Origin of the sequence: Pseudomonas sp. ENNP23 (assembly GCF_001728945.1) — a bacterium.
GTDB lineage: Bacteria > Pseudomonadota > Gammaproteobacteria > Pseudomonadales > Pseudomonadaceae > Metapseudomonas > Metapseudomonas otitidis.
The window spans coordinates 1-24876 of sequence record NZ_LYSP01000049.1; the positions used below are offsets into that span (position 1 = coordinate 1).

Sequence of the window (24876 nt, forward strand, 5' to 3'; positions counted from 1 at the left end):
TAAAAAAAGGCAGGCCCACCCGTGGTGAGGACACGGGTGATCGGCCTGCCCAAACGTCCACTTACTGTTCCGGATCGGCCCGATGCCCCGGGAACCGGGCCGTGAGGGGTATGACGCGGGGGGACCGCGACTTAGAACAGGTAGGTGGCCGAAACGCTGAAAATCTGGCCCTTGGATTCAACCTTGCCGTCGATGCTGCCGCCCCCGAGACGCGGCTGGTTGACGGTGCGCAGGCGGCCCTCGTCGACGAACTGGCGGGAGTACGCCATGTCCACGCTGAGGTTCGGGTCGAAGCCGAAGCGGTAGCTGCCACCAATGGACACGAAGGTCCGATCGCCATCCGGGATGCGCGCATCACGGGTGGAGTTGCGGGTCGGCGTCTGGTCCAGCGCCACACCCGCCCGCAGGGTCAACTGATCGTTGAAGCGGTAGTCACCGCCCAGCGAGTACATCCAGGTGTCCTTGTAGTTGTAGGGAATGTCGACGATCAGGTTGCCGTTGGAGGTGAGCTTGAGGGACTCGAAGGACGACCACTGGGTCCAGGTGACGCTGGCACCCAGGCTGAAGCTGTCGTTGAAGTCGTGGACCCAGTCAAGGACCGCCATGGCCGGGATGTCCATGCGGGACTTGGCGTCATCACCATTGGGGTTGAGGACCAGCCCTGGATAGAAAAAAGCCAAGGTGTCGGGATTCATCACGCTCGGAGAGTCGAAGGGGGCAATCCCCGTCGCATCATTGAAGTGCCAGCTGTACTTCCCCTCCAACTCATTCTTGATGCGGGCGTGATAGGCGAGGCCCAGGGTGTCACGAGCTGTTGGCTTCCAGGCGACACTGGCAAACCAACCGGGCGAAACGTTATCCACCTTCACCCGCATCGTTGCCCTACTGGCTCCCGCATGCAGCAAGCCATTTGCAAAAGAGTCAGGCGCAGCGCCCGCAGCGGCCATCAGGTCAACGTTCTGACTGACGAATCCCTGAGTACGCTGAATTACCACACCGCCACCAATGGCCCACTGGTCGTCGATCTTGAACGACACCGAACCTGCCAGTGCCGCCGTTTCGATCTTGGTGTCCAGAGCGAAGTCCTTGCCTTTGAAGTTCTTGTCCCAGGTACTGCGCATTCCCATGGGTACGACCTGCCCCAAGCCGAACGCAAAGCGATCGCCTAACGGAATGACCAGGAACTGAGTGGGCAACCACTTGCTGAATCCGCCGTTGCCACCATCGCCAAGCGTCTGATAGTTCGAGGTTCCAATATCAGCGCCATCGGCGTAGTCGACACGAGGGTTGCCCTCATAGTCATAGGCCTGGCCTTTGAACTTCATGTCGATGTCGGCATAGATCGCCGAAACCTGCCCCACCGGGCGTTCGATGAAGGCCATGGCTGCGGGGTTATTGAAAGCAGCAGAGGGGTCGTTGTGCCACAGGGAGCCACCGGCAAAGGCACGGCCCCAACCGGGGGTGCCGTAGGTGGGCACAGCGAAGGCACCAGCCTCGGCCTGCTGGACGCCGAGCAGGGCACCGACCACCGCCAGGCTGAGCAGCGAGCGGCGCAGGACGGGGGCGTTACGTTGGGATGACGGGACATACGGCTTCATGACAACTCCTGGGTTCTTATTGTTGTGCGCTGGTGCATCCGATGGCGGACTTCCGAGTCATTCGACGTACAACCGCTCACCGGCCGGCGTTCGTTCGGGCATCGCCTCGGGGCGTACGGGGTACGCGCAATTGTTATGGGGTGGGATCGCTGGAGACGGCCCTTCCCACAGGGGGAAGGGCCGGTGCCATCAGGGCAGAACGGTGAAGGCCGGGTTCGGGCTCACCGACAGGCTCTGGATGGTGCAGATGCCAACGGCCTGGTTCGGGGTCAGGGTCAGGGTGTTGGCGGCGTTGCTCCAGGCACCGTTCACGGTTACCGGCGCAGAGCTGCAGTTGATACCCGCTACGACGAACTTGACACCACTGACGGTGCCGGTGGTGGTGCTGGTAGCAGTCAGGGTCCAGGGCAGCCCGGCAGTGCTGGCCAGGCCGCAAAGACCACCACCGGTGATGTTCACCGCAGTGATGGTGGCGGTGTTGTTGTTGTTGGTGGTGCCGATGAATTCCACGTTGCAGGTGACCGGGCTGAGGAAGCCCGGCTTCACCACCGATACACCCTTGGCGGAGAACTTGGTGTTGGTCGGGGTGATGGTCACCGCCATGGCAGAGGAAGCGCCCATGCAGAGGGCCAGGGCAGCGGTAGCAACGGAGATTTTGGACATTTTCATTGTTTTTCGTTCCTTGGTTGATAAGCAAAGCATGGTTGTTTTGGTCACCTGGGAATGAACCACTCAGACCTTCCTATTGATCCCATGACCGCTTTTCAAACCTGGTGCGAACCCTTCCGTGATCGACCCGCAGCGGCTGGCTGGGTATTCGGGTCCATCTCGGCGGCACACTGCCCGCTCCAGGCTCCACAGGCCCGTCGGTGAGTGCGAAGGTCGGCTCTCGAGAATGCAGCGATCCCTGGCTGCGCTTGTCGTCCTTCACACGCCCCGGCAAGGCGCTGACCGTGCCGCCCGGAGTCGGGCGGCCCATCGTTCACTGCTGTCGGTTGAACCGGGCTCCAAGGCCCGAGACAGGGTGCTGCCGATACCGCCTCGCAGGCGGTGCGAGCACGACGACGCCGGCAGTTGTCCGGGCTTCATCGCGAAAGAGCCGGGCGGCAGATTCCCGGCGGGTGATAGGTGCGTGGCCCAAGTGGGCGAAGACGTGGAGCATCCGTTGCCACCTCCCTGCTGCGTTCCAATGCGTAGCGACCGTGGTTACCGATTCGCCAGGGTTCGTTGCTGTTGGCGTCTTTCCGTAGGCGTTACACCCCACCTCGTGTGGGGCTTTGCCAGGTCGTTGCGCCGGAACTGAGATTAGGTTGGTGAACTGCGATTCATACCTAGCAAAAGATGGGTCCCCCTCGGCCTAGAGCGCCCCAGCGAAGCGGTGCGAACGGGAACTTCCTACACACTTTCTCCCGAGTTCAAGCTGACTGCCCCGTCAGGACTGGGCTAGGGGCGTGTTTCCATTGGGGACACCGCACCAGAATGGCGCACGAGCGGGTGCTTGGAGGATGGGCTCTGACGGTGGACCTGCAGTGCGTCGAGAGAAGGCTGGCAGCGAGACGGGCGGGAACAGGAAGGTAAAAGTGGGCTTATGCCGCCTTTATTGGGCGATCTTTCTTGTCTGCTGAGCTGCAGGGGGTGCGATACAGGCAGCGGTTTGAACCGAACATTGGAAGCACGGCGCTATGTCCCGGGCTGAAGCCCGGGCTACGGGCAGCTACGGACAGCTTTGGCTCAGCCGTCCAGTGCCACCTGGCCGGGTTGCAGGTCGAAGACCTCGATGCCGCCGCTGGCGGCCCGTCCGGGTCGCACCGGCAGGCGCTGGACGGCAGCCTCGGGGGTGGCGCGGTAATCCACCCACCAACGCCCGCCTTCGCTGTGCAGGGCACGGGGCGGCAGCACCAGGGCCGACGGGTTGCGGTAGACCTGGATCGACAAGCGCGCACTCATGCCCAGGCGCACGCGGGCCAGTTGGCCCTCGTCGAGATCGGCGACGGCCACCACCACTTCGAACTGAGCCCCGCCCTGCCCGTTCCCGGCCAGGGCCTGCCCACCGACCACGTTGACCGTGCCCTGAAGCGCCTCACCCTCGAAGCCGTCGCCCTCGACCCGCACTGGCATACCTTCCCGCAACTGGTTCACGTCCAGCTCCGAGACCCGCGCGACGATGCGCAGCCGCTCGATACCGGCCACACCGAACAAGGGCGCCCCCTGGGTCACCGTGGCACCGGCCTGGACCGGGCCCCGCGTCGCATCCTCCGGCGTACCGCTGCCCGGCGGCGCGACCAGGATGCCGGCGAAGGGGGCGCGTACTTCCCGGGCTTCCAGCAAGGCCTGCAGGGCCCCGTGGCGCGCTTCAGCGTTGGCCAGCTCCATCCGGGCGATCTGCAGGTACTCACCACTGCCCCGGCTGCGCGAGCGGGCCAGGTCGCGCTCGGCGGCCTCGCGGTCGAGGCGCTGGAGGCGAGCCTGCTGCTCCAGGTCCTCCAGTTCGTTGCGCGGAATGATGCCGCGCTCGTACAAGGCGCGGGTCTGGGCCAGCTTCTTCTCGCTGCTGGCCAGGGCCAGTTCGGCACTGCGCAGGGTGCGCCGGGCACGGGTCATTTCCTCGCCGCTGTCCCAATCCTCCAGCTCCTGCAGAGTGCGTCGGGCGCGCAGCAGGCTGGCCAGGGCCTCGCGCTGCTGCACTTCGGTCTCGCCGGTGTCCATGCGCAGCAGCAACTGGCCGCTCTTCACCCGCTGTCCGAGCGCCACGGGCAGCTTGGCCACCCGCCCGGCGAAGGGTGCCGTCAGCACCAGGGTGCGCTCGGCCTCGATGCGCCCCACCAGGCCCACGCTCTGCTCAAGCGGCTCGGGCTGTACCGTCACCCATTGGCGCCCCGCCGGCTCCCGCGCCGGGGCTTCACGCAGGCCCCAGGCCAGGCCGGCCACCAGCAGCAACGGCAGGGTCAGGAACAGCCCACGGCGGATGAAGGCGCGACGGTCAGTAGTCATTGAGCGAAATGTCCCATCGGTCGAGTGTGAGGCCCAGGGTCAGGTCCAGCCGCGTCTGCGCCTCCAGGTAGGCCAGCATCGCGTTGAGGCGGGCGTTTTCCGCGTTGCGCAGGTCGCTCTCGAAACTGAGTACCTGGAAGTTGCTGGATCGCCCGGCCGCGAGCTTCTCCCGCTCGATCGCAAGCTTGCGCTGGGACAGGGCCAGGGCGCGGTTGGCGATTTCCAGTTGACGCCAGCGGGTGCCCACGTCGCGCACCACGTCGGTGACGTTGCGCTCCAGCAGTTGTCGCGCGTCGGCCACCTGCAGGGCCTGGTCCTCCACGTTGACCCGCGCCTGCACCTCCGCCTGGCGCCGCGACAGGTCGCCGATGGGGATGTCCACGCGGATACCGGCGTAGCTGTCCCAGGAGCGGTCGGAGCCGCTGGCGGTGGGGTAGCTGTAGCGATCCTGGCGCTGGCTGCCTCCTACTTCCAGGGACACGTCCCACAAGCGTTGGTTCTCGGCGATCACCAGGTTGAGGTCGGCCTGCTCACGGGCGATCAGTTGGCGCAGGTAGTCCGGCTGCTGCTGCTCGGCCAGACGCAGTGCCTGCTCGCGGTTCACCTCCATGGACTCAGCTCCCAGTTCGTCGCTGGCACGGATGCGCGAAGACAGGTCCAGGGCCAACAGGCGCAACAGCTCCAGGCGCGAGGTATCCACCTGGTTCGCGGCCTCCTCCACACCCAGTTCCTGGGTCGCCAGGTCGGCTTCGGTCTGCACGATTTCGAATTCGGCCATGCGCCCCGCTTCGATCATCGAGCGGTTGACCTTGACCAGCTCGCGGGTGCGCTCCAGCGCAGCATGGGCGATGCGCAGTTGCTCCTGAGCCCGCAGCAGGTTGCGGTAAGCGCTGATGATGGCGGTGATGGTCTGCGAGACGCTGGACTTCAACGCCAGTCGATTGGCCTGTTCGGCGAGTTGGGCGATGCGCACCGGTGCCCGGTTCACCTCGCGCCCAGCATTGCGCAGCAGCGGCTGGATGAGCGTCAGGTCGACGCCGTCGTTGCGCCGTCGCCCGGCCACGTCGGCCTCGTTGTAGCCATGGCTCCAGCTCAGGGCGACCTGGGTGCCGAACTCACCGAGCAAGGTGGCAGTGGGACCGATGCGCCCATCGCGGTAGCGGTCCTGGTGGTTGCGGTTGGCCCGGTAGGTGCCGTTGATGTAGAGCTTGGGCGTGAAGGCGTCCTCCGCCACCCGCAGGTCGAACTTCTGCGCAATGCGCCGCAGGTAGCTGCTCTGGATGCTGCGGTTGTTGCGCAGACCCAGGGCCACGGCATCCAGCAGGCTGAGGTCGGCCTCCTGCTCGCTGAGCAATACGCTGCGACTCTTCCCCGCCATGCTCGGCGCCGAGGGTGCGAGCCGCTCGCTCCACGGCGCACCCAGGGCGGGCAGCGCAACGGCCAGGAGCGACGCCAGCAGCGCCTTACGCATCGCGCAGAGCCTCGACCGGCTGCAAGCGCGAGGCGGAGACCGCCGGGTAGAGGCCGAAGAACAGCCCCACCAGCAGCGTGCTGCCCATCCCCAGCGGCAGCGCCGAGGCCGCCAGGCTGAAGGTCCAGCCGGATAGCCAGGCGTAACCCCAGGCGGCGGCGATGCCCAGCAGCGCGCCGGACAGCGCACCAGCAGCGGTCAGCGTCACCGCTTCCAGCAGGAACAGGTTGCGGATGTCCCGCTGCCGCGCCCCCAGGGCCATGCGCACGCCGATCTCCCGGCGGCGCTCGCTGACGTTCATCAGCATCACGTTCATCACCCCCACCCCGCCGCCGGCCAGGGAGATCGCCCCCAGCCCGCCCAGCAGGTAGGTGAAGGTGCGGGTCTGCTGCTGCATGGCCTCGATCATCTGCTCGGCCACCTGCAGGGAGCCTTTCTCCTCCCCGGCGATGCGGTCGTTGACCCAGGCCGCCACCCGCTCGCCCACTGGCGCCACCGCCTGGTCGGGGGCGACCCGGGCCAGCAGCGCGCCGAGGCGCGGGTCGGTATTCACCCGGGCCATCCCGCTTTCGGTGAGGAACAGCGAGTCGTTGCTGGTGAAGGGGATGATCCCGCCCTCCCCCTGGGCCCGCAGCCGGCCGATCACCTGGAACTGGTAGTGGCCGATACGCAGCCAGTCGCCCACTCGCAGCGGATCGGCCGGTTCGCCCAGCACCTGGGCCGCTCGGCTGCCAACCACCACGAAGGCCTCACGCCGGTCGAAGGCGGACAGGTAGCGCCCTTCCGCCAGGCGCAGCCCGGCGGTATCCGCCAGCGCATCACCGGCCCCCACCAACGCCAGGTTGGCGCTGCGCCCGTGGAATACCACCGGCGCGCTGTAGAGCACCACCGGGCTGGCCGTGGCAACCTCGGGCACGGCTTCGCGCAGGGCATCCACATCCAGGCGCAGCGGCAGCCCATCCTGGCCGCGGGCGCCAGAGGGCAACTGCACCACCACCGTCTCGGTACCCATCTCCTTGAACACGCTCATGGCCTGGTCCGCCGCGTTGCTGCCGATATTGAGCAGCGCAATCACCGAGCAACTGCCCATGACGATGCCCAGCAGCGCCAGCAGCGAACGCCGCCCCAGGTTGCGCAGGCTGCCGATGGCCTCGTGCAGCAACTGGCCCAGGGAGGGCGAGGCGAACCCGGCGCGGGCGCTCATGCCGGCAACGCCTCGCTGACACGACCCTGCACCACCCGCACCTGCCGGCACAGGCGTTCGGCGATGCCGGGGTCGTGGGTGACGATCACCAGGGTCACGCCCTGGTCGCGGTTGAGCGCGAGCAGCAGGGCCATGATGTCCTCGGCGGTGGCCGTATCCAGGTTGCCGGTGGGTTCGTCGGCCAGAATCAGCGAGGGCTCGCCCACCAGTGCCCGGGCGATGGCCACCCGCTGCCGCTGACCGCCGGACAGATCGGCCGGGCGATGGGCCGCACGCTGGGCCAGGCCGACCTGCTCCAGCACCGCCCGCGCACGCTCGCGGGACTCGCCCAGGGGCACGCCACGGTAGCTCAGGGGTAGCGCCACGTTGTCCAGCGCGCTCAGGCGCGGCAGCAGGTTGAAACTCTGGAAGACAAAGCCGATCAGGCGATTGCGCAGGGCCGCCAGTTGATCCGGCGTGGCCCGCAGCACGTCCTGCCCGGCCAGGTGGTAGTCGCCGGCGCTGGGCCGGTCGAGCAGGCCGAGGACGTTGAGCAGGGTGCTCTTGCCCGACCCTGAGCTGCCGAGGATGGCGCAGCTCTCACCGCGCGCCACCTCAAGGCAAACACCGCGCAGGATGCTCAGCTCCTGGCCGGCGTGGTGGTAACGCTTGTCGATGTCCCGCAGGCGGATGAGCCGCTGGTTATTGTTGTGCAACATGTCCATGTTTCCGCCGTTCCGTACTGTGCGCCACGCCCGCAGAACGTGGGCGAAACCGCTCTACAACCGGCATCTGCGCCGCCCCAGGCAGGGCTCGGCGCAGCGCTCAGTAAGGGCAAAAATCCCTCTCAGGTAAAGCCAATCTTTAGTTTGGGCCCCTTGGTTCGACGGAGTGGATGAACCAGTCAGATACCAGCGAAATGCTTAGCCATTCAAGTTTCGAGCTGGCACGCCTCAACAGCCCTGTTGAAGCGTTCGATGAAATCACCAGGAAGCGCCTTGAGCCCACGGTGTGAAAAATAAACGCCCAAGGGTTTGTCGAGCTGCAGAACCGAGCGAACGTCAGCCTCTGCATTGTTTTCACGAAGCAGTTCGGTCATCACGAGGTGATTCGCAAGAATCGCGTCAAGCCGCTTGGCAAGCAGCATCTGCAGCAACTGCTGGTTCGTTGCCGGGACGACCTCGGCGTCGTAGCCATGTTGCTGAAGCCACTTCTGCATATTGGCGCCGATGAAGCTTGAAACCTTGCTGTGCGCCCGAAACGCCTCACTGCGAGGATCGGAAGCGTTATCAGCGAGCAGGAACCAACGCCACTCCTGGGGCGCAATGGTCGCGCTGAGCGTGGCATAGGCATCACGCTCGGCCGAGCGCGACGCACCGAAAAACCCATCGGCGAGACCGTCCTTCACCATGCTCTGCGCACGCTTCCAGGGAACGAACTGGATGCTGAAATCAACGCCTATTTTCTCCAGGGCACACTGCACCGGACGAACAGCCAGACCATCTGCATTCCCCTGTTCATTCACGAAGCTGTAGGGCGGCAGATCATGGGTCATCAGGCGCAAAGGTTCTGCAGAAAGCTGGGTGGCAAAGAGTAGGACGCAAAGCAGAAAAATACGCATGACAAGCCCCTCACGAGTTGTTTTTGTGAGCGTAGTTCACGCATGACTCAACGCCCGGCGATGCAGAGTGGCCTACCTGCTTCTCAGAAACGGCCTCTCAGCCGAGCTCATCGAGCAGCTCGGCGCGGCTCGGTTCGGGGAAACCCAGGGTGCGGTAACGCGGAGGGTAGTGGCCGGGTGCAGGCTCCAGGTACTCGCCCAGCAGCTCAAGGGCCTGGTCCCAGGCGACCATGCGAGTCTGGGCGTTGCCGGTGTCACCTTCCGGGCGGACCAGCATCAGGCGCTCGGTGACCGGGAGCAGCGTGTCGACGCCACGGGTCCAGGTGCTGAGGGAGAACAGTTGCTCCGGGTCCTGCTGGCTGGCGAACAGCAGGTAGTTGGCGACGAAGATGTCCACAGCGTTGTCTTCGTTGATCAGGTCCAGCGCCTGCTTGTGGGTGTCGTACTCGCTCTTGGTGTAGAGCTTGCGCAACCGCTCCAGGCGCGCCTGGAGCACTGGGTTGTGCACGCTGTAGGGCACCACCTTGGCGTTTTCGTAGCAGTACAGGCCCGCCGAGAGGATGCGGCCCTTCTCCATCGCCTCCAGGCTCAGCTCCACCATGCTGGCGAGGCCGTGCCCGTCACGGTCGCCGGCGACCAGCAGCACATCACGGGTGGGGATCATGAACACCGGGCGGCCCTTGAGCGGCAGCCGTTCTAGCACATCGGGCAGGAGGATGCGGCTGGTGTCGTAGCCGTCGCCCCAGGCGCCCTGGAAGACCCCCGGCGCGGGCTGGATGAAGCGGTCAGCGGTGCTGTCGCGCAGGTTGGTGAGGGCGATGGCGATGCCCTCCTCCAGGCGGATGTCCCAACTGCGGTCCGGTCCCTCCACCAGAGTCGCGGTGGACTCGGGGTGGTCGATGGCCAGCAGCACGGCGGCGTCCAGGCCCAGGGGCAGGTAGGCCGGGTGGAAGTCATTGTCGTGACCGTCGGTGCGCAGATGGTGCAGGCGCACATCTTCCAGGGTGCCGAGGCTGCGCACCACCGGCAGCAGCAGCGGGCGGGCGTCGTCCAGCGGCATGGCCTGGGCGCGCTGGTTGTCGCACAAGGCCGCGATGTAACCCTGCAGCGCCTTGCGCCGGCCCGGCCCACGCGCGTTGCAGTACTCGCGGTAAGCGTTGTGCAGGTTGAAGAAGGCGCTCTCGCCATAGTTGAGGCGGAAGTCGCGGGGGTTGTAGTGCAACTCGCCCTTGAAGCCGGCCTTGCGGGCAGCGGATTCGAACAGCGCGGCGAAGGCATCCGGCGAGGGCTTGCGGTTGAAGAGGAAGTCGAGAAATGCCATGGCTTTACCAAAACAGAATCAATCAGGCGATGAATTCAGGAGGATCTGTTCCCTGTGCGCAACCCCACAGGGCCTGCACAGCCGCCCCTGACCAGAAACCTGTAAAAGAGTGACGAATACAGCCTCATTGCACATAGGCATGTTGACAAGGGTCAGCAAATCCCCGGTGACGAAGGCATAGCGTGGTAACAGGTGTCCTCGAACAACCCCAGGAGATTCGCCGTCCATGTTTCCCGAATACAGAACGCTGATCACGAAACTCAAACACAACGATGCTCACTTCCAGAAGAAGTTCGACCAGCACAATGCGTTGGATGAGGAGATAAAAAACCTGGAAAAACACCACGCCAGTGACTACAGCAACGAAGTAAGAGACCTGAAAAAACAGAAACTCAAATTGAAAGAAGAGCTGTACGAGATCCTCAAACAGCACTCGCAACAAACACCCTGACAATCACCCCCAACTGCCTGCCCCACTGCCTGTGTGCAAACCTGCTGCACACAGGCAGTAGCCAAAGGGCGGGCCACCAGAGGCCCGCCGTACACACTCACACCTTGGAGCAACTGGCCGGTGCCCAGTCACCCATGTCGGGGCTGTTGCACACGTCGCTGACCATGGTTGCGCCCTGGCTGGCGACCTTCTGGCTTTCGGCACGCTTGGCTTCGGCCTTCTGCAGGGTGCGCTCGGTGGCCACGGCTTCCTTCGGCACCTTCTTCGCGGCAGCGGTGGTCGCCTTGGTGCTGGCCTTGGTGGTGGACGCCTTGGTGGAGGCCTTGCTGCCGGACGCCTTGGTGCCGGTGGCCTTGCCGCCCTGGCTGGCGATGCTGACCGGGTTCTCGGCGGCGACCACCTGGGTCACGGTCTGGCGCTCGACGCCCACGGTCTGCAGGTCACGCTCGTAGGCCTGGGTGTAGGTGTTGATGTTCTCGCCGGCACGGCCATCCACGGCAGCCATCAGGGCGTTGGTTTCCTGCAGGCCGGCGACGATCTCGGCCATGCGCAGGCGACCTTCGCTGTCGCTGATGCTCTTCGACTTGCGCGCGTTCATCAAGTTGTTGAACTCACGCTGGTAGCAGCTCTGGGCGGCGCTGGCGTAGCGGATGCTGCGGTCCAGTTCGCCACTGCTGCTGTCGATGTCGGTGGCGTAGGAAGCGATGCGCGCGTTGTCGTCGGCGATCTGCTGCTGGCGCGCGGTGTAGTAACCGGCTGCACCGCCCACCAGGGCGCCACCGGCGGCACCGATCAGGGCATTGCGACCGGCGTGCTCATCACTGGACAGGCCGCCGGCCAGGGCGCCAAGCACACCGCCGGCAATGGCGCCGGTGGCCACGGACTGGGTCACCGCCTGGTCGGAGGCGCGCAACTGGCTCACCGGCTGGTAGCACTGCGGGTAGTACTCCGCCTTGGTGGTGGCGGCCACCTTGGAGCTGGGCGAGCCCATGCCGGCGCAGCCGGTGAGCAGGACGCTGGTGCAGGTGACGGCGGTGATCAGCGCAGTGCGCACCGAAGAGAAAGCCGGAATGTTGCGTGGAGTAGCCATAGCCATGGTCATTGCTCTCGTTCTATGAGTTGTCCTGGTTCATGCGGACGCACGGTCGCCCGCCTGATCTTCATCCCTGTGCCCTGCCTGGGTACCGGATCGTTGCCGACCGCCGCTCAGGGGCCGAGCAGTTCCTTCAGAATCACATCCTTGTCCGCCTTGCGCTGTTGCCGATATTGGCCGACATGCTTGACGAAAAGCGTGGCCCGGTTCACGAGGCTCTTGCCCAATACCGGGTTTCGGTTGAGTTCCTCCCTGGTTCGCTGGAACTGCGCCTGGATCACCGCGTCGGTATAGCGGGTGCCGGTGGCCAGGTTGTCAATATAGATCGCCAGGGCGCCGTCGAGCGCCGTGCGGCCGTTGGTCATCGCGCTCTCGTAGAGCTTGGCGGCGTTCTCGTCCTTGGCCGCCTGGGCCTGGTCGCGGCTCTTCTTCAGGTTGGTCAGGCGGATGTTGTAGTTGTTGATGGTCTCGGCCACCAGGGCGGCGGACTGTATCAGGTTGCCCGCGGCCTCCTCACGCTGTTTCGCGATCAGCGAGATGTTGCGCTTGAGTTCCTCGTTGACCAGTGCCAGGCGCCCCTGCAGCTCCGGGTCGGTGCTGCTGGCGATCACGCTGTCGAGCAGTCGGGTGGGGTCCTGGTCTTCGCTGATCTCGTCGGTGAGGGACGAGGAACGGCCTTCGGCCTTCCATTGCTCGAACAGTTCCTTGTAGCGCGAGCGCGGGGCCGAGAGTGCGCCGATGGCCACGCGAAAGCCGGTGGTCTCGTTGCGCTGCTCGGTGCCGTCGGCGGCGAACAGCGGGTACTCGCGGCGCATGCCGGTGAACAGCGTCATTTCACCTTCCAGGTAGTTGCCGCCTTTGACTACGAAGCCGCCGTAGGTGCCTTGGCGACGCCCCGCGTGAACCAGTTGGAAGGATTCCTGGACCATCTCCGCAGCGTTGCCGATCACGTCGAACAGGCCGATCGGGTTGGGCTTCTTCAGGCCCACCGGCAGCAGCCGCGCCGCCTGGCCGGTGCCGCCGGCCACCTGGTTGAACACTGCCCAGTCGGCCAGCGGGCCGTCACCCTCGGCACCCTCCTGCTTGCGCGGGAACAGCCGGGCCTCCAGCTCCTGACGGCTGACGGCATGGGCGCCACGGGCGGCGTATTCCCATTCCACCTCGGTGGGCAGGCGCACGAAGGCGACGCCGCCCTCCTCCGCCTTGGTACCCCGGCCGCTGACCGGCAGCAGGTCGCGGTGGTTCTTCAGCAGCCAGGCGCTGTAGACGGCGGCGAAGCGCTCGGCGTCGAAGTGCGACAGGCTCACCTTCGGCAACCGCGCCGCCATGCCCGGCTGGGCCGGTTCGCACGCCGGCGGCTCGCCCTGGCCGGCCAGGGACGGCGCCTGGGCCATCACCAGGTCGTACTGGCGCTGGGTCACCTCGTACTTGCCGACGAAATACAGCATGGGCTTGAGCAGCGTGCCCTTCTCCGGCTTGGGCAGGCCGGGGCCGACCTTCGCCTGCCAGGGCTTGGGCAGGTCGTTGAGAGTGAACTGGCCGTTGATGTAGTCGCGCCGGTAGCCGGAGATGAACGACTGCTGGTAGCCCGTCTCGCCTTCGCTGAAGGGGTAGCCGAGGCTCACCTCGCGGTCGTCCAGCGCGCCCTTGGCCAGCACATAGACGTAGCGGAAGGCCATCTGCCCCTCGCAGGGCAGCGGCAGCAGCACGTCGTCATCCATCGGCTTGGGGTTGTAGAGCGGGTCCGGGTCGGCCTGGGCCACGGCGGCGACCAGGGACAGTGAGCATGCGACTGTCAGCAACTTAGACATCACGTAGTCCTTCCGAGGCTTCGATGCGGGCCGCGCGCCACCCACCGGTGGCAGCGGCCAGGGCGCTGCAGCCGAGGGTCGCCAGCAGCGCCAGCAGGTAATGGGCGAAGTCCAGACGGCAGGCCTGTTCGCCCTCGGCCGACTGGAACAACTGGTTCAAGCCACTCTCGGCCACCAGGTACAACAGCCCGGCGAGCACCAGGGCGATCAGCCCCGTGTAGAGCGCCTGGAGCACCACGAACAGCACCAGGCCGACGGTCGGGAAGCCCAGCAGGCGCAGCACCGAGAGGTCGCGGCGCTTGCGCTCCACCGCCGCCAGGGTACTCGCCGCCATGGCGGCGAAGGCGCCGGCCAGGGCGAGCGCGGCGATGACCCAGAACACCAGGGTCAGGTTGCGGCTCAGGGCGCGCACCTGGGCGATGGCCTGGGCCTGGGTGGCGACTTCCAGGCCGCGCTCGGCGAAGTACAGCCGCAGCGGCTCCACCGCATCCAGATCGCGGGCGTAGAGGCGGAAGCCGGGGTAGACCCTCGCCCGCGTGGCGCCGGCCTCGGCACCCGGCCAGCCGAAGCGCGGCACGGCCAGGCCGTCGCGGTAGTCCTCTACTGCTTCCAGCAGGTCGAGCCGGGCGAACAGTGCCGGGCGCGGGTAGGCCTCCAGGGGCAGCACCGCCTTGACCCGCAGGCGCGTGCGCTGGAATTCCGGCTGGCCATTGCTGGCGCGGCCGAAGGCGGCGGTGAGCAGCGCACCGGTCTGCACCCCGAGGCGCTCGGCGGCGCGCTGGCTGAGCACCACCTCGTCGGCGCCGGGCAATTGCGCCGCATTCACCAGCGGGTCGCCTGCGGCACTGGGGACCATCTCCACGGTGAGCGGTTGCGCGCTGTCGTCGGCGTAGAGGTCGGCGGTGGCGGCGATCTGCCGGGTGCGGGGCACCACGAAGGCCACGTCGGGCCGGGCCGCCAGCTCGGCGATGCCCGCCAGGCTGAACCGTGCACCGCCAAGGGGGATCACCTCGCGCACAGCCGGGTCACGCTCCAGGCGCTCGGTGAGGGTGCTGACCAGGCCATGCTTGAGGCCGAACAGCACCAGCAAGGGCGCCACCACGGCCACCAGCGCCAGCACCGCGCACAGCGACAGGCGTGCCTCGTCGCGGTAGTCGTCCCAGGCCAGGCCGGCCAGCAGCGCGCCGCGCATCAGCGGGCCTCCGCCAGGGTCGCGGTGACACCACCATCGGCGCCGCGCTGCAGGCCGATGGGCAGCGGCACCAGCCCGGCGCGTTCGGCCAGGGCGTGGTCGTGTGTCGCCACCACCAGGCACAGCTCGCGGTACTCGGCCTGCTCCACCAACAGGTGCATGACCCGCTCGGCGTTGAGCGGGTCCAGCGAGGCGGTGGGTTCGTCGGCCAGCAGCAGGCGCGGCTGGTGCGCCAGGGCACGGGCGATACCGACCCGCTGGCGCTGGCCGACGGAGAGTGCCGCCGGGCGCTTGTGCAATTGCTCGGCGATCTCCAGTTGCTTGGCCAGGCGCTCGACGCTGCCGTTCTCCGGCAGGCCCAGCAGACGCCGGGGCAGGCCGATGTTGCCGGCCACGTCGAGGTAACCGAGCAGCCCGCCGGTCTGCAGCACGTAGCCGATGGCGCGGCCGCGCAAGGCCGCCAGGGCATCCTGCCGGCCGTCACGCCAGAGCGCGGCGAGGTCGTGCTGGGTGTCGGCGTCGTCGAATTCCATCAGCGCGCCTAGGTCCGGCGACAGCACCAGGGCCAGCAGGTCGAGCACGGTGCTCTTGCCGCTGCCACTGGGGCCGACCAGGGCCAGGCGCTGGCCGCTGCGCAGATCCAGCCGGGGGATCTCCAGGCTGTAGCGCTGGCTGCCCTGCCCGCGCGTCTTGCGCAGGTCGCGGATGCGCAGCATCAGGGCAGCGTCGACAGCGGCACGCGGTAGAGGGCGTCACCGGGGGCGGCGTCGCCGAAGCGCACCCAGTTGGCGGTGTCGTTGTGGAAGGTCTCGTAGAGACGGATCTTCGATTCCAGCTCGTCGATGAAGTCTTCCTGCTCGGCCACCGACAGCGACAGCCACAAATCCTGGCTCATGTTCAGCGCCTTGCTGCGGTACGGCAGGCCGTCCAGGTACTCGCCCAGCAGGCCGCTCTCGGCCAGGTTGCCGCCCTGGGTCAGCCTGGCCGGGTCGCGGCTCATGTAGGCGCTGGCGCTGGCGATTTCCTGGAAGAAATCCTTGGGCGAACTCTGGGTGCGGCGCGCGGCGTCGACGATCACCTTGAGCGCCTGCTGCAGGTCGTTGAGCTGCAGCTTGGTGAGCAGCACACAGACCTGAAAGGCCGGCAGCTGCGGGTTGGTCAGGTCGCGGTCCGAGGTCCAGGCGGTGACCAGTTGCGGGGCGCGGGCCTGGTTGCGGTGGCCGAGGAAGTCCATGTGCATGGCGTAGCCGATGGCTTCGGTCTTGGCAGCAATGCTGGCGCCGCCGGTGGGCGCCTTCAGTTCGGCATTGCTGCGCACCTTGTGCACCAGATCGGCGAAGGTGCTGGCGATCTCGTTGACGCTCTCGCCGAACGTCTTCACGTCGCCACCGCCCACAGGGATGTACAGATCGCCGATCTGCGGGTTGGCGTCGGCAGTGAGCACGCGGTACTGCTGCTCGGCGAAGCTGTGGTTCTTCTTGCCGGTGTCGGTCTTCAGGTGCAGCGCGTAGATCTTGATCTGCTTGCGCAGCGCCGCCTGGCGCACTTCGGCCTCGTTCATGCGGGTCTGCCCCAACGGGTCGCTCTTGCGCAGCGCGCCGGCATCGCTGACCAGCAGGATCAGGCGGCCGCCGTAGCCGCTCCAGTCCATGCCGTCGACGGCCTGCATCACGCCGGCGAAGGCGTCCTCGTTGTAGTCGTGGCTGGAGACGCTGGTGGCCTTGACCTGCTGAGCCAGCTCCAGGAAGCGCGCCGGGTCGCGGCCCTCCTCCAGGCTGACCAGGGTCTTGGCGGTGTACTGCAGGCCCGGCGTCTTGTCGGTGTTGCTGCGGAACCCGACCATGCCGAAGCTGACGCTGTCCAGCTCGCCGCGGGCGGCGATCTCGCCGTGGAGCTGGTGGACCACGTCGCGCACGCGGTCGATGTAGGGCTGCATGGACACGGAAGTGTCCACCACCAGCACGATGCCGGTGCGGAAGGCGTCCGACGAAGCCGCGGCAGCGGGCTTGCCGTCCCCCTGCTTGCGCGGGGTGTCGCCCGGGTCGATGGAGGCGACGTTGAGCACCTGCACCGGCTGGCCGTTGCTGTCGAAGCTCTCCCGCGCGTCGAAGATCGGCAGCAGGTAGAACTGGTCCTGGGGCACGGCGCTGGCCGGCGGCTCGATGGCCACCAGCTCGGGGTCGGTGGCATCGCCGAACTGGGCCTGGTGCACCGCGTTGCGGGCCTTGGCCGAGTCCATGAGGAACTGCTCCACCTGGTTGGCATCACGCAGGAACATCACCGGCGAACGGCCCGAACGCTCGGTGAACTTCAGCACCAGGCTCTGCTTCCAGTCGCTGACCTTGTCCAGCGGCAGCCAGCCGTCGCGGTGGCCATCGCTGGAGGCCCCCACTTCCACCCAGGGGGTGCCGTTCACCACCTGGCGGGCATACACGTAGAACACCGAGAAAGCCGGCACCGCCTCGCCGTCGCCCTGGCCACCGGCCTGGCTGGCGAAGCGCGCGCCGGGCTTGCTCAGCACGCGCTCGAAAAGGGTCTTCTTGCCGGCCATCAGCAACGGGCGGTCACCGCCCTGCACATCGGTCGCCGGGGTGGCCTGGGTGGCTACCGTGGCCGTGCTGGTGCCGGGCGTGGACGGGGTGTCGGTGGTCGGCGCCGTGTTGCTGCCATCCCGCACCTGCACCACCGGCGGCGCACTCTCGCCACCGCGGTTGAGCCACCAGTAGCCACCGCCCCCCAGGGCGGCAACGCCGAGGGCGGCCAGGGACGCGGCGACGATCAGCGGCGCGCGGCTCTGCCCTTCGGGCTTCTGCGTGGCGACCATCTCGGTGTCCAGCACCGACTCGCGCTTGCGGCCGGCGCCGCTGTCCGCCACCGGTGCTGCAGGCGGCACCTGGGTGGCGGCGTCGGGAATGGAGACGCTGACCGGGGTCAGCCCGGTCATGCCGCTGGCAGCCGGCGGGGTTACCGCGCTGGCGGAAGTGCCGGGCAGGTCCAGCGGGCGGAACTGGGTCGCCTCGTTGTCGTCGGCCACCGGCGCCACGGGCCCAGCCGGCAGGCGGTCGAGGGCGGCGATCAGCGCGGCGGCGTCGGGATAGCGGTCGTTCGGGTCCTTGGCCAGCAGTCGGGTGAGGATCTCCTGGTAGCGGCCCTGGGCGATGGGCAGTTCCGGCAGCGGCTGGGTGATGTGCGCCAGGGCGGTGGACAGCGAATCGGTGCCCACGTAGGGCAGTTGCCCGGTGAGGATCTCGTAGAGCACCACGCCCAGGGCGTAGAGGTCGGCGCGGCCGTCGATCTCCTGACCACGGGCCTGCTCGGGGCTCATGTAGCTGGGGGTGCCGACGGCGAAGCCGGCCTGGGTGAACTGGGTGCGGTCGTCCAGCGCCTTGGCGATGCCGAAGTCGGAGAGCACCGCGCCGCCGTCGGCGCGGAACAGGATGTTGGCCGGCTTGACGTCACGGTGCACCAGGCCCTGGGCATGGGCGTAGCCCAGCGCCGAGGCGATCTGGCGCAGCCACACCAGGCCCTGCTCGGGGCTCAGGCCGGCGGCGATACGCTCCTTCAGGGTGCCGTTGGGCAGGTACTCCATGGCCATGTAGTACAGGCTGCCGACATTGCCGATGTCGTAGATGGTCACGGTGTGCGGGTGCGACAGCCGCGCCAGGGTCTTGCCCTCGCGCAGGAAGCGCTCGCAGAAGCTGGCGTCGTTGGCCAGCGCAGCGGCCATCACCTTCAGCGCCACCTTGCGTTCCAGCGAGCGCTGGGTCGCCAGGTAGACGACGGCCATCGCGCCATCGCCCAGTTCGCGCTCGATCTCGTACCCCGGAATCTGAATGTCCATGCTGGTCTTTTTTTCTGTCTCAGGATGCTTTGACGACTACCGCCGTGATGTTGTCCGGCGCGCCCCGGGTCAAGCCCAGATGCACCAGGCTGCGGACCACCTGGTAGGGGTCCTCGTGGCCCAGCACTTCGCACAGTTCGTGGTCGTCGGCGGTCTTGTTCAGACCGTCGCTGCAGAGCAGGAAACTGTCTCCCGGCAGCACGACGAACCGCGACTCTTCCAGCTCCAGGTCATCCTGCACGCCGATGGCCCGGGTCACGATATTGGCCATGGGGTGCGCCCTGGCCTCCGTTTCGTTGAGCAGGTGGCTGTCCACCAGGTCCTGGACGTAGCTGTGGTCGCGGCTGATGCCTTCCAGGCGCCCTTCCCGCAAGCGGTACAGACGACTGTCGCCGGCCCACAGGCAGGTGCCTTCGCTCCCGCGTGCGGCCAGCACCACCACGGTGCTGCCCATCATGTTCACCCCGCGCTGGGCCGCCTCGGCCCGCACCAGGGTATTGACGTGTACCAGCGCCGCGCGCAGGGCCTCCACGTAGAGGTCCAGGGCATCGGTGCAGGGCACGCCGCGGAGCGTATCGACGATCAGGTTGCTGACGTAGTCACCGGCGGCGTGTCCGCCCATGCCATCGGCCACCACCCAGAGCCCGCGTTCGCAGGCGTCCAGGCAGGCGTCTTCGTTGACCTGGCGGACCATGCCCACATGGCTGTGGCTGGCCGACTGGTACTGCGTGACAGGAGGCAGCGGCATCACAGGCTCCCGAAATCGATCTGCCCGATGGCCGGGAGCTGGCCGACGGCGCCCTCGCCCACCAGGAAGCGGCTGAAGTAGCGGGTCGGCGGCAACCCCTGGAACCTCACCAGTTGCGCCTCCACCCGTTGTGATCCCCGCCCCCAGAAGAAGCTGCAGCCCTCGCCCGCCAGTTGGCCGAGCACCGCGCGCCGCGCCGCCTCGCCCTCCACCGGGTAGGCCAGTGCGCCCAGGTCGCTGACCCGGGGTGTCACCCGTGGGCCCGTGTCCGGCGCCCCCAGGGCCTGGACCCCGCGCTCGAAGGCTTCGATGTCCGCCTCCGGCTCCAGGGTCGACAGCAGCAGGGCCTCGGCCTGTTCGAACCAGGCGTCGGCGCCCCCCACCAGCGCCCCGCTGTTGCACGACGGCTCCAGCGCCACGGCGATGGTGAGGGGGAAGTAACGGCCCACGCGGTCGATGCTGGGCATCATCACGCCGGCCACCGCCTCGGGCACCAGCAGGCCCGGGGCGATGCTGAAGCGCCACAGCGGGCTGATCAGGTAGGCGTCGAGCCAGGCGCCGCCCAGCTCGGCCTGGCTTTCCGCCATGCCGGCGGCCAGCCAGCGGTCCCAGGCTTCGATGAAGGCCGGGGTCAGGCCGCGATGGATGAAGTCGCCGCGACCGGCGAGCTTGCCGTAGAAACCCGCTGTGCTCATAGCCGCTCCGGCAGGCCGAAACCGCTCACCACGCGGCTGCGGAACGGGTTGAAGGCGCTGCTGGCGCGCAGCTCGCTGGAGATGCTCAGGTTGTCCACGCGCATGCGCAGGGTGAAGCGGTCCGGTGCGTTGCCTTGGGTCAGGTCGGACTGGTCGAGCAGGCGGAACCAGGCCCAGGGGCCTTCCAGGGTCAGGCCGGAGCGGCCGGCGCTGGTGGGCGGGGTCACGCTCAGGCGCACCACGCCCAGGCTGTTGGGGCTCGGCCACTGCATGGCCACCGGCCGGCTCGGGCCGTGGTCGTAGGTGAACTGCTGGCCGTCCAGGTCCAGCAGGAACTGGTCGATGGCAGCGTCCATGGCCACCGCCTTCAGCTCGAAACGCACCATCGGCGTGGTGTTGCCGGAGCGGAAGAAGGCATCACGGATCTGCGCCGCACGCTGGAAGGTGCCCAGCACGCCGGCGCTGATGCCCAGCTTCTCTGCTGCGCCCGGCTGCCAGCGCCAGGTGGTGGCGGAGGTGTCGACGTAGGGCTGCAGGTACTTGCGGAAGTAGCTGTCCATCACCCCGCCGACGCCGAAGAAGGCGCCGAAGTCGTCCAGGGTGGCGTCGCGGGTGCTGTTGCGGTCCAGCGGGTAGCGACCGGCCAGGGACTGGCGGTAGACGTTGACCACCTCGGCCGTCCAGGCGGCGTTCAGTTGGTTGCGGATGCCGCCCATCATGGTGTTGGTGGAGGCGTTGACCACCGACTTGACCAGCCCCTGCACCAGCGGCGGCTGGCGCTCGGCGCCGAGGCTGACGCGCTGGGCAGCGGCCTGGGCCTGGTTCTTCGCCTCGCCCAGCAACTGGTCGCCGCTGGCGCCGCTCATGGCGCTGAGCTGCACGTAGAGGGCGTTGAGGTCGGCCAGCAGGGCCTCGATGGGCGCGGCGGTGTCACCCTCGCCCTTGTCCACCAGGCTGTTCAGCTCGGCGAAGTGGCGGCTGATGGGGTCGTCCGCACCCGGCTGGGCCGGTTGCTGGGTGTCGTCACCGCCCTGCCCCACCAGGGCCTTGAGCTTGTCGACGGCGCCGTTGCCTTCCTTCGCCAGCTTGGCGGCGGCCAGGCGCTCTTCCTTCTGCAGGTCGGTCTCGCGGGCCACGGCTTCCAGCAGCTTCTTCAGCGGCGACTGCGGGCCGGACAGCACCCGCAGCACATCGGCGGCCTGGCCGGTGCTGGTGATGGGCACGAAGTCGATGTCGGCCAGCAGCGCATCCCACTGCCGCAGGTAGTCCTGGAAGTACAACTGGCGCACTTCCAGGGCCAGGCTGGCGGCGTCCTGGGCATCTTCCACGGTGCGCCCGAGCACCCACTGCTCCTCGGCCAGGGTCCCGGCCTGGCTCAGGCTGGAGACCATGAACACCTCACGGTAGCCGCGCTGGGTGAAGAAGCCGGACAGCGGGTCGTTCAGCGGCTTGCCGCTCTTGCGCGCGAAGACCAGCGCGGCGTCGCGGCCGGCGGCTTCGCTGAGGCGGAAGTCCGGCACGTTCTGCGGCAGCTTCTGGCGCTTGACGCGGTCGTACACGCGCTGGGCGACGGAGAGCTGCTGCAACTGGCGGCGGGTGTCCTGCACCAGGTCGTCGTCCAGGCGTACCGCCGGCGGTGCGCGGTCGTACAGCGCGGCCAGGTGGTCGTTGAGGGCCTGGCGCTGTTCCGGCGCCAGGTCGCGGGGCAGGCTGCGGTCCCAGTCCAGGGCGATCCAGGCCTTGATGAAGTCACCGTCGTAGTGCTCCGGGTCGGCCAGCATCAGGTAGGCCTTGAGGCCCTCGTAGAGGAAGTCGGAGCTGCCGCCGCTGCGCAGTTGCTCCTCGATGCGCGCCATGACCCGGGGGGCCATGACCGCGATCAGCAGCTTGCGGTACACGCTGGCGCCCTCGGCACCGAGCATGTCGCCCTGGTAGAGGCCGAAGCCTTCGGCCCAGGAGGGTGCGTCTCCCGGCGCATTGCGGATGGCATTGAGCAGCGGCAGCACCGCCAGCACCTCGCGCTGGGCCGGGCTGAGGGCCTGCAACTGGCCGTGCAGCGGCTTCACCCGCGCATCCACTTCGGCGATGTAGGCCTGGTTGGCGCGGAAGCTGGCGATCCACACACCCAATACCGCCAGCACCAGCACCACGGTGGCGGCGAGCACGCCCCGGGCGATCCAGGTGCGCTGGCGCTCCACCTTCGGGTTGGCCCCCACCAGGCCGCGCTCGCCGAAGGCCACCTCGCGGAACAGCCGCTCGATGAAATAGCTGCGCCCGGTGCCGGTCTGGCGCGCCAGGTGCTGGCGGTCCAGGTTCATGCTCTGGGCCATGGCACCGATCAGGCGGTCGATGGGGCTGCCTTCCTGGGTGCCGCTGGTGAAGTACACGCCGCGCAACAGCGGGCGCTCTTCATAGGGGTTGGGCTTGAACACGCCGTCGAGGAAGCCCGACAGCGCATCGCGCAGGGCCGCGAACTGCTGCGGGAAGCCGTAGATCAGGTCGCGACGGGCGGGGTCACGCTCCTGCTGCAGGCGTTCCACCAGGCGCTCGTTGAGGCGCTGTTCGAGCAGGGCGAACTCGCTGCCGAACACCGCCAGCGGGCCCTCGGCGCTCTTGCCGTCGTCCAGGGCGAAGGTCATGCCCCAGACCTGGGCGCGCTCTTCCTTGCTCAGGGCGTCGAAGAACTCCATGAAGCCCGGCACCAGGTCGAGCTTGGTGAGCATCACGTAGATGGGGAAGCGCACGCCGAGCTGGGTGTACAGCTCCTGCACCCGGGCGCGGATGGCTCGGGCGTGGGCGGCACGCTCGGTCTCGCTGCCCAGCAGCAGGTCGGACAGGCTGATGGCGACGAAGGCACCGTCGATGGGGCGCCGCTTGCGCTGGGTCTTGAGCAGGTCGAGGAAGCCCAGCCAGGCGGCCTTGTCCACTTCGGCGTGGCTGTCCTGGGTGGTGTAGCGACCGGCGGTATCCAGCAGCACGGCCTCGTCGGTGAACCACCAGTCGCAGTTGCGGGTGCCGCCGACGCCACGGATGGCGCCCGAGCCCATGTGCTCGGCGAGGGGGAAGTTGAGGCCGGAGTTGACCAGCGCAGTGGTCTTGCCCGAACCCGGCGGGCCGATGATCACGTACCAGGGCAGCTCATAGAGGTTGCGCCGCTCATGGCCGCCGAGCTTGGCGCGCTTGAGCAGGGCCAGGGCCTCGTCCATGCGCTGCTTGAGGGTGGCCAGCTCTTCGCTGGTGGCCACGGTGGCAGCGTCGGGAGCGACGGCCACCAGGCCCTGCATGACCTTGGCCGCGTTGCGCCGGGCCTGGATCAGGCGCAGCACGCGCCAGCCGATCCACACGGCGAACAGCAGGATGATGATCACCCAGCGCACGGTGGCCGAAGCCAGGGGCTCGAAACCGCCGATGGCGATGAGCGGGCCGACGAACCAGATCACCAGGCTGAGGGCGATCAGGCCCAGCACCGGGATGACCCAGCGGGCCAGGAAACTGAAAAACGCCTTCACTCGACGCCCTCCGCGAAAACAGTGATCTCCACCCGGCGGTTGCGCGAACGGCCGTCGGCGGTGTCGTTGGATGCGACCGGCTCGGTGTCGCTGCGGCCTTCGGCGCGGAAGCGCTCGGGCTGGCCGGTCTTGGCGGCGAGCACGTCCATGACCTGCTGGGCACGGTCCTGGGACAGCTTCCAGTTGGATGGGTAGCGCAGCGTGGCGATGGGCCGGTTGTCGCTGTGGCCGGTGACCAGCACCTGGCCCTTGACCTTGCGCACGGCCTCGGCGATGCGCAGCAGCAGCGGCTGGAAGTCGTCGTCGATGCTGGCGCTGCCGGAGGCGAACAACTGGTCGCCACGGATGGTCACCACGGAGCGGTCCACGGCGTCTTCCACGGCCACCTTCTGGGCGCGGATCTCGTCGGCGAGGAAGCCGGCCAGACGCGGGCGTTCGACGATCTTCGGCTTCTGCGGCGGGCGGTCGATGGTCTGCACCGGGATATCGCCCAGGGCATGCAGGTTCTTGAACACCGGCTCGGCCTCAGCGGCCAGCTTCAGGCGCATGCCGAACAGCAGGGCCAGCAGCAGCGCCGCACCGATGGCGATCACCACCCAGGGCGGCAGGAACTGGCGCAGGCGGTCGCGGGCGACCACCAGGCCGCGCCAGTGCGGCGACAGCTCGCGCTCGATCTCGCCATGGGTGGCGCGGATGGTGGCGGCCACCCGCTCGCGCAGCGCGTCCAATTGGCTGCGGCCGTCGTTCATGACCCGGTAGCGGCCTTCGAAGCCGAGGCTGATGCACAGGTACAGCAGTTCGAGGATGTGCAGGCGCTGGCGCGGGTTCTGCAGGCAGTGGTCGAGCAACTGGAACACCTTCTCGCCACCCCAGGCCTCGTTGTGCAGGGTGATCAGCAGGCTCTGCTTGCCCCACTCGCTGGCACTGCCCCAGGGGGTGCTCATGACCGCCTCGTCGAGGGCAGTGCAGAGCACGTAGCGGCTGAGCATCACCTCGTCCTGGGGGACGCCGGCGGCGCGGGCCTTCTCTTCGAACTGGCGCAGGTAGCCCAGCAGTTGCGCGCGCAGGCTGGCGGGCATGGGGTGGGCGATGGTGTTGCGCAGCCGGGTGAGCAACGCCAGCATCGGGCCGGCGGCGTTCTCCAGGGGGTTCAGGCCCAGGCCGCGCGCGGTGAGCATCGGCCCGCTGGCCGGGGCCGGGCCGGGCGGCGGTGCGTCATGGCGCGGCGCGGTCGGCTCGGGGCCACGCCCGCCCGGGCGCGGCATGATCATGGTGCGGTCGTTGTTGTTGCCGCCACTGCCGCCACCCATGGGCGGGCCGCCGAAGGGATCGTCGATCGGGTGCATCGCGA

The 24876-nt window shown here is 67.7% G+C and carries 18 protein-coding genes; 1 reads left to right on the forward strand and 17 read right to left on the reverse strand.

The genetic code is table 11. The features are described from left to right. Nucleotides 1-131: 131 nt before the first annotated feature. The 8 genes from A9G05_RS22565 to A9G05_RS22600 form a co-directional block, all read right to left on the reverse strand. Nucleotides 132-1598 (reverse strand): outer membrane protein transport protein, encoded by a 1467-nt coding sequence (locus A9G05_RS22565; RefSeq protein ID WP_069563078.1) that lies wholly within the window; start codon nt 1596-1598, stop codon nt 132-134. 189 nt (nt 1599-1787) lie between these two features. Next, complete coding sequence (gene praB / locus A9G05_RS22570) at nt 1788-2267, reverse strand: alkane oxidation protein activator PraB (RefSeq protein ID WP_069563079.1); 480 nt, start codon at nt 2265-2267, stop codon at nt 1788-1790. Between the two features lie 1062 nt (nt 2268-3329). Then, the gene (locus A9G05_RS22575) at nt 3330-4589 is read right to left on the reverse strand and encodes an efflux RND transporter periplasmic adaptor subunit (protein ID WP_069563080.1); all 1260 of its coding nucleotides are present in this window, start codon (nt 4587-4589) and stop codon (nt 3330-3332) included. Beyond that, nucleotides 4579-6060, reverse strand: a complete 1482-nt coding sequence (locus A9G05_RS22580; protein WP_069563081.1) for a TolC family protein — start codon at nt 6058-6060, stop codon at nt 4579-4581. The genes A9G05_RS22575 and A9G05_RS22580 overlap by 11 nt, the downstream gene beginning before the upstream one ends. Next, nucleotides 6053-7264 carry an ABC transporter permease gene (locus tag A9G05_RS22585; protein WP_069563082.1) on the reverse strand — a complete coding sequence of 404 codons (1212 nt, stop codon included), beginning with the start codon at nt 7262-7264 and terminating at the stop codon, nt 6053-6055. Before A9G05_RS22585 ends, A9G05_RS22580 begins: the two co-directional genes overlap by 8 nt. Next, entirely contained in the window at nt 7261-7962 is a 702-nt protein-coding gene (locus A9G05_RS22590) for an ABC transporter ATP-binding protein (protein WP_069563107.1), read from the reverse strand. The genes A9G05_RS22585 and A9G05_RS22590 overlap by 4 nt, the downstream gene beginning before the upstream one ends. 212 nt (nt 7963-8174) lie before the next feature. Then, nucleotides 8175-8864: an ABC transporter substrate-binding protein gene (locus A9G05_RS22595; RefSeq protein ID WP_069563083.1), complete on the reverse strand. Its 690-nt coding sequence runs from the start codon at nt 8862-8864 to the stop codon at nt 8175-8177. A 97-nt stretch (nt 8865-8961) separates the two neighbouring features. After that, nucleotides 8962-10185: a DUF1444 family protein gene (locus tag A9G05_RS22600; protein ID WP_069563084.1), complete on the reverse strand. Its 1224-nt coding sequence runs from the start codon at nt 10183-10185 to the stop codon at nt 8962-8964. A 226-nt stretch (nt 10186-10411) separates the two neighbouring features. Here A9G05_RS22600 and A9G05_RS22605 point away from each other — a divergent pair, with 226 nt between their 5' ends. After that, complete coding sequence (locus A9G05_RS22605) at nt 10412-10636, forward strand: YdcH family protein (RefSeq protein WP_069563085.1); 225 nt, start codon at nt 10412-10414, stop codon at nt 10634-10636. Nucleotides 10637-10733: 97 nt separating this feature from the next. On the opposite strand, the gene tagQ is transcribed toward A9G05_RS22605, so the two are convergent. The 9 genes from tagQ to A9G05_RS22650 form a co-directional block, all read right to left on the reverse strand. Beyond that, nucleotides 10734-11726 carry a type VI secretion system-associated lipoprotein TagQ gene (gene tagQ, locus A9G05_RS22610; RefSeq protein WP_069563108.1) on the reverse strand — a complete coding sequence of 331 codons (993 nt, stop codon included), beginning with the start codon at nt 11724-11726 and terminating at the stop codon, nt 10734-10736. A 116-nt stretch (nt 11727-11842) separates the two neighbouring features. Next, nucleotides 11843-13540 carry an SUMF1/EgtB/PvdO family nonheme iron enzyme gene (locus A9G05_RS22615; protein ID WP_069563086.1) on the reverse strand — a complete coding sequence of 566 codons (1698 nt, stop codon included), beginning with the start codon at nt 13538-13540 and terminating at the stop codon, nt 11843-11845. Next, complete coding sequence (locus A9G05_RS22620) at nt 13533-14732, reverse strand: ABC transporter permease (protein ID WP_069563087.1); 1200 nt, start codon at nt 14730-14732, stop codon at nt 13533-13535. Before A9G05_RS22620 ends, A9G05_RS22615 begins: the two co-directional genes overlap by 8 nt. Beyond that, nucleotides 14732-15448 carry an ABC transporter ATP-binding protein gene (locus A9G05_RS22625; RefSeq protein ID WP_069563088.1) on the reverse strand — a complete coding sequence of 239 codons (717 nt, stop codon included), beginning with the start codon at nt 15446-15448 and terminating at the stop codon, nt 14732-14734. Before A9G05_RS22625 ends, A9G05_RS22620 begins: the two co-directional genes overlap by 1 nt. Continuing rightward, complete coding sequence (locus A9G05_RS22630) at nt 15448-18573, reverse strand: serine/threonine-protein kinase (protein WP_069563089.1); 3126 nt, start codon at nt 18571-18573, stop codon at nt 15448-15450. The genes A9G05_RS22625 and A9G05_RS22630 overlap by 1 nt, the downstream gene beginning before the upstream one ends. A 19-nt stretch (nt 18574-18592) precedes the next feature. Then, a complete protein-coding gene (locus A9G05_RS22635; RefSeq protein WP_069563090.1) occupies nt 18593-19321 on the reverse strand; it encodes a PP2C family serine/threonine-protein phosphatase in 729 nt (242 codons plus the stop codon). Then, a complete protein-coding gene (gene tagF / locus A9G05_RS22640; RefSeq protein ID WP_069563091.1) occupies nt 19321-20016 on the reverse strand; it encodes a type VI secretion system-associated protein TagF in 696 nt (231 codons plus the stop codon). The genes A9G05_RS22635 and tagF overlap by 1 nt, the downstream gene beginning before the upstream one ends. Next, nucleotides 20013-23525 carry a type VI secretion system membrane subunit TssM gene (tssM, locus tag A9G05_RS22645; RefSeq protein ID WP_069563092.1) on the reverse strand — a complete coding sequence of 1171 codons (3513 nt, stop codon included), beginning with the start codon at nt 23523-23525 and terminating at the stop codon, nt 20013-20015. The genes tagF and tssM overlap by 4 nt, the downstream gene beginning before the upstream one ends. Next, nucleotides 23522-24871: a DotU family type VI secretion system protein gene (locus A9G05_RS22650; protein WP_069563093.1), complete on the reverse strand. Its 1350-nt coding sequence runs from the start codon at nt 24869-24871 to the stop codon at nt 23522-23524. Before A9G05_RS22650 ends, tssM begins: the two co-directional genes overlap by 4 nt. Nucleotides 24872-24876 lie beyond the last annotated feature (5 nt).

Coding starts and splice junctions, on each gene's coding strand:
- A9G05_RS22565 (WP_069563078.1), bottom strand. CDS start 1,598: ATGAAGCCGTATGTCCCGTCATCCCAACGTAACGCCCCCGTCCTGCGC.
- praB (WP_069563079.1), bottom strand. CDS start 2,267: ATGAAAATGTCCAAAATCTCCGTTGCTACCGCTGCCCTGGCCCTCTGC.
- A9G05_RS22575 (WP_069563080.1), bottom strand. CDS start 4,589: ATGACTACTGACCGTCGCGCCTTCATCCGCCGTGGGCTGTTCCTGACC.
- A9G05_RS22580 (WP_069563081.1), bottom strand. CDS start 6,060: ATGCGTAAGGCGCTGCTGGCGTCGCTCCTGGCCGTTGCGCTGCCCGCC.
- A9G05_RS22585 (WP_069563082.1), bottom strand. CDS start 7,264: ATGAGCGCCCGCGCCGGGTTCGCCTCGCCCTCCCTGGGCCAGTTGCTG.
- A9G05_RS22590 (WP_069563107.1), bottom strand. CDS start 7,962: ATGTTGCACAACAATAACCAGCGGCTCATCCGCCTGCGGGACATCGAC.
- A9G05_RS22595 (WP_069563083.1), bottom strand. CDS start 8,864: ATGCGTATTTTTCTGCTTTGCGTCCTACTCTTTGCCACCCAGCTTTCT.
- A9G05_RS22600 (WP_069563084.1), bottom strand. CDS start 10,185: ATGGCATTTCTCGACTTCCTCTTCAACCGCAAGCCCTCGCCGGATGCC.
- A9G05_RS22605 (WP_069563085.1), top strand. CDS start 10,412: ATGTTTCCCGAATACAGAACGCTGATCACGAAACTCAAACACAACGAT.
- tagQ (WP_069563108.1), bottom strand. CDS start 11,726: ATGGCTACTCCACGCAACATTCCGGCTTTCTCTTCGGTGCGCACTGCG.
- A9G05_RS22615 (WP_069563086.1), bottom strand. CDS start 13,540: ATGTCTAAGTTGCTGACAGTCGCATGCTCACTGTCCCTGGTCGCCGCC.
- A9G05_RS22620 (WP_069563087.1), bottom strand. CDS start 14,732: ATGCGCGGCGCGCTGCTGGCCGGCCTGGCCTGGGACGACTACCGCGAC.
- A9G05_RS22625 (WP_069563088.1), bottom strand. CDS start 15,448: ATGCTGCGCATCCGCGACCTGCGCAAGACGCGCGGGCAGGGCAGCCAG.
- A9G05_RS22630 (WP_069563089.1), bottom strand. CDS start 18,573: ATGGACATTCAGATTCCGGGGTACGAGATCGAGCGCGAACTGGGCGAT.
- A9G05_RS22635 (WP_069563090.1), bottom strand. CDS start 19,321: ATGCCGCTGCCTCCTGTCACGCAGTACCAGTCGGCCAGCCACAGCCAT.
- tagF (WP_069563091.1), bottom strand. CDS start 20,016: ATGAGCACAGCGGGTTTCTACGGCAAGCTCGCCGGTCGCGGCGACTTC.
- A9G05_RS22650 (WP_069563093.1), bottom strand. CDS start 24,871: ATGCACCCGATCGACGATCCCTTCGGCGGCCCGCCCATGGGTGGCGGC.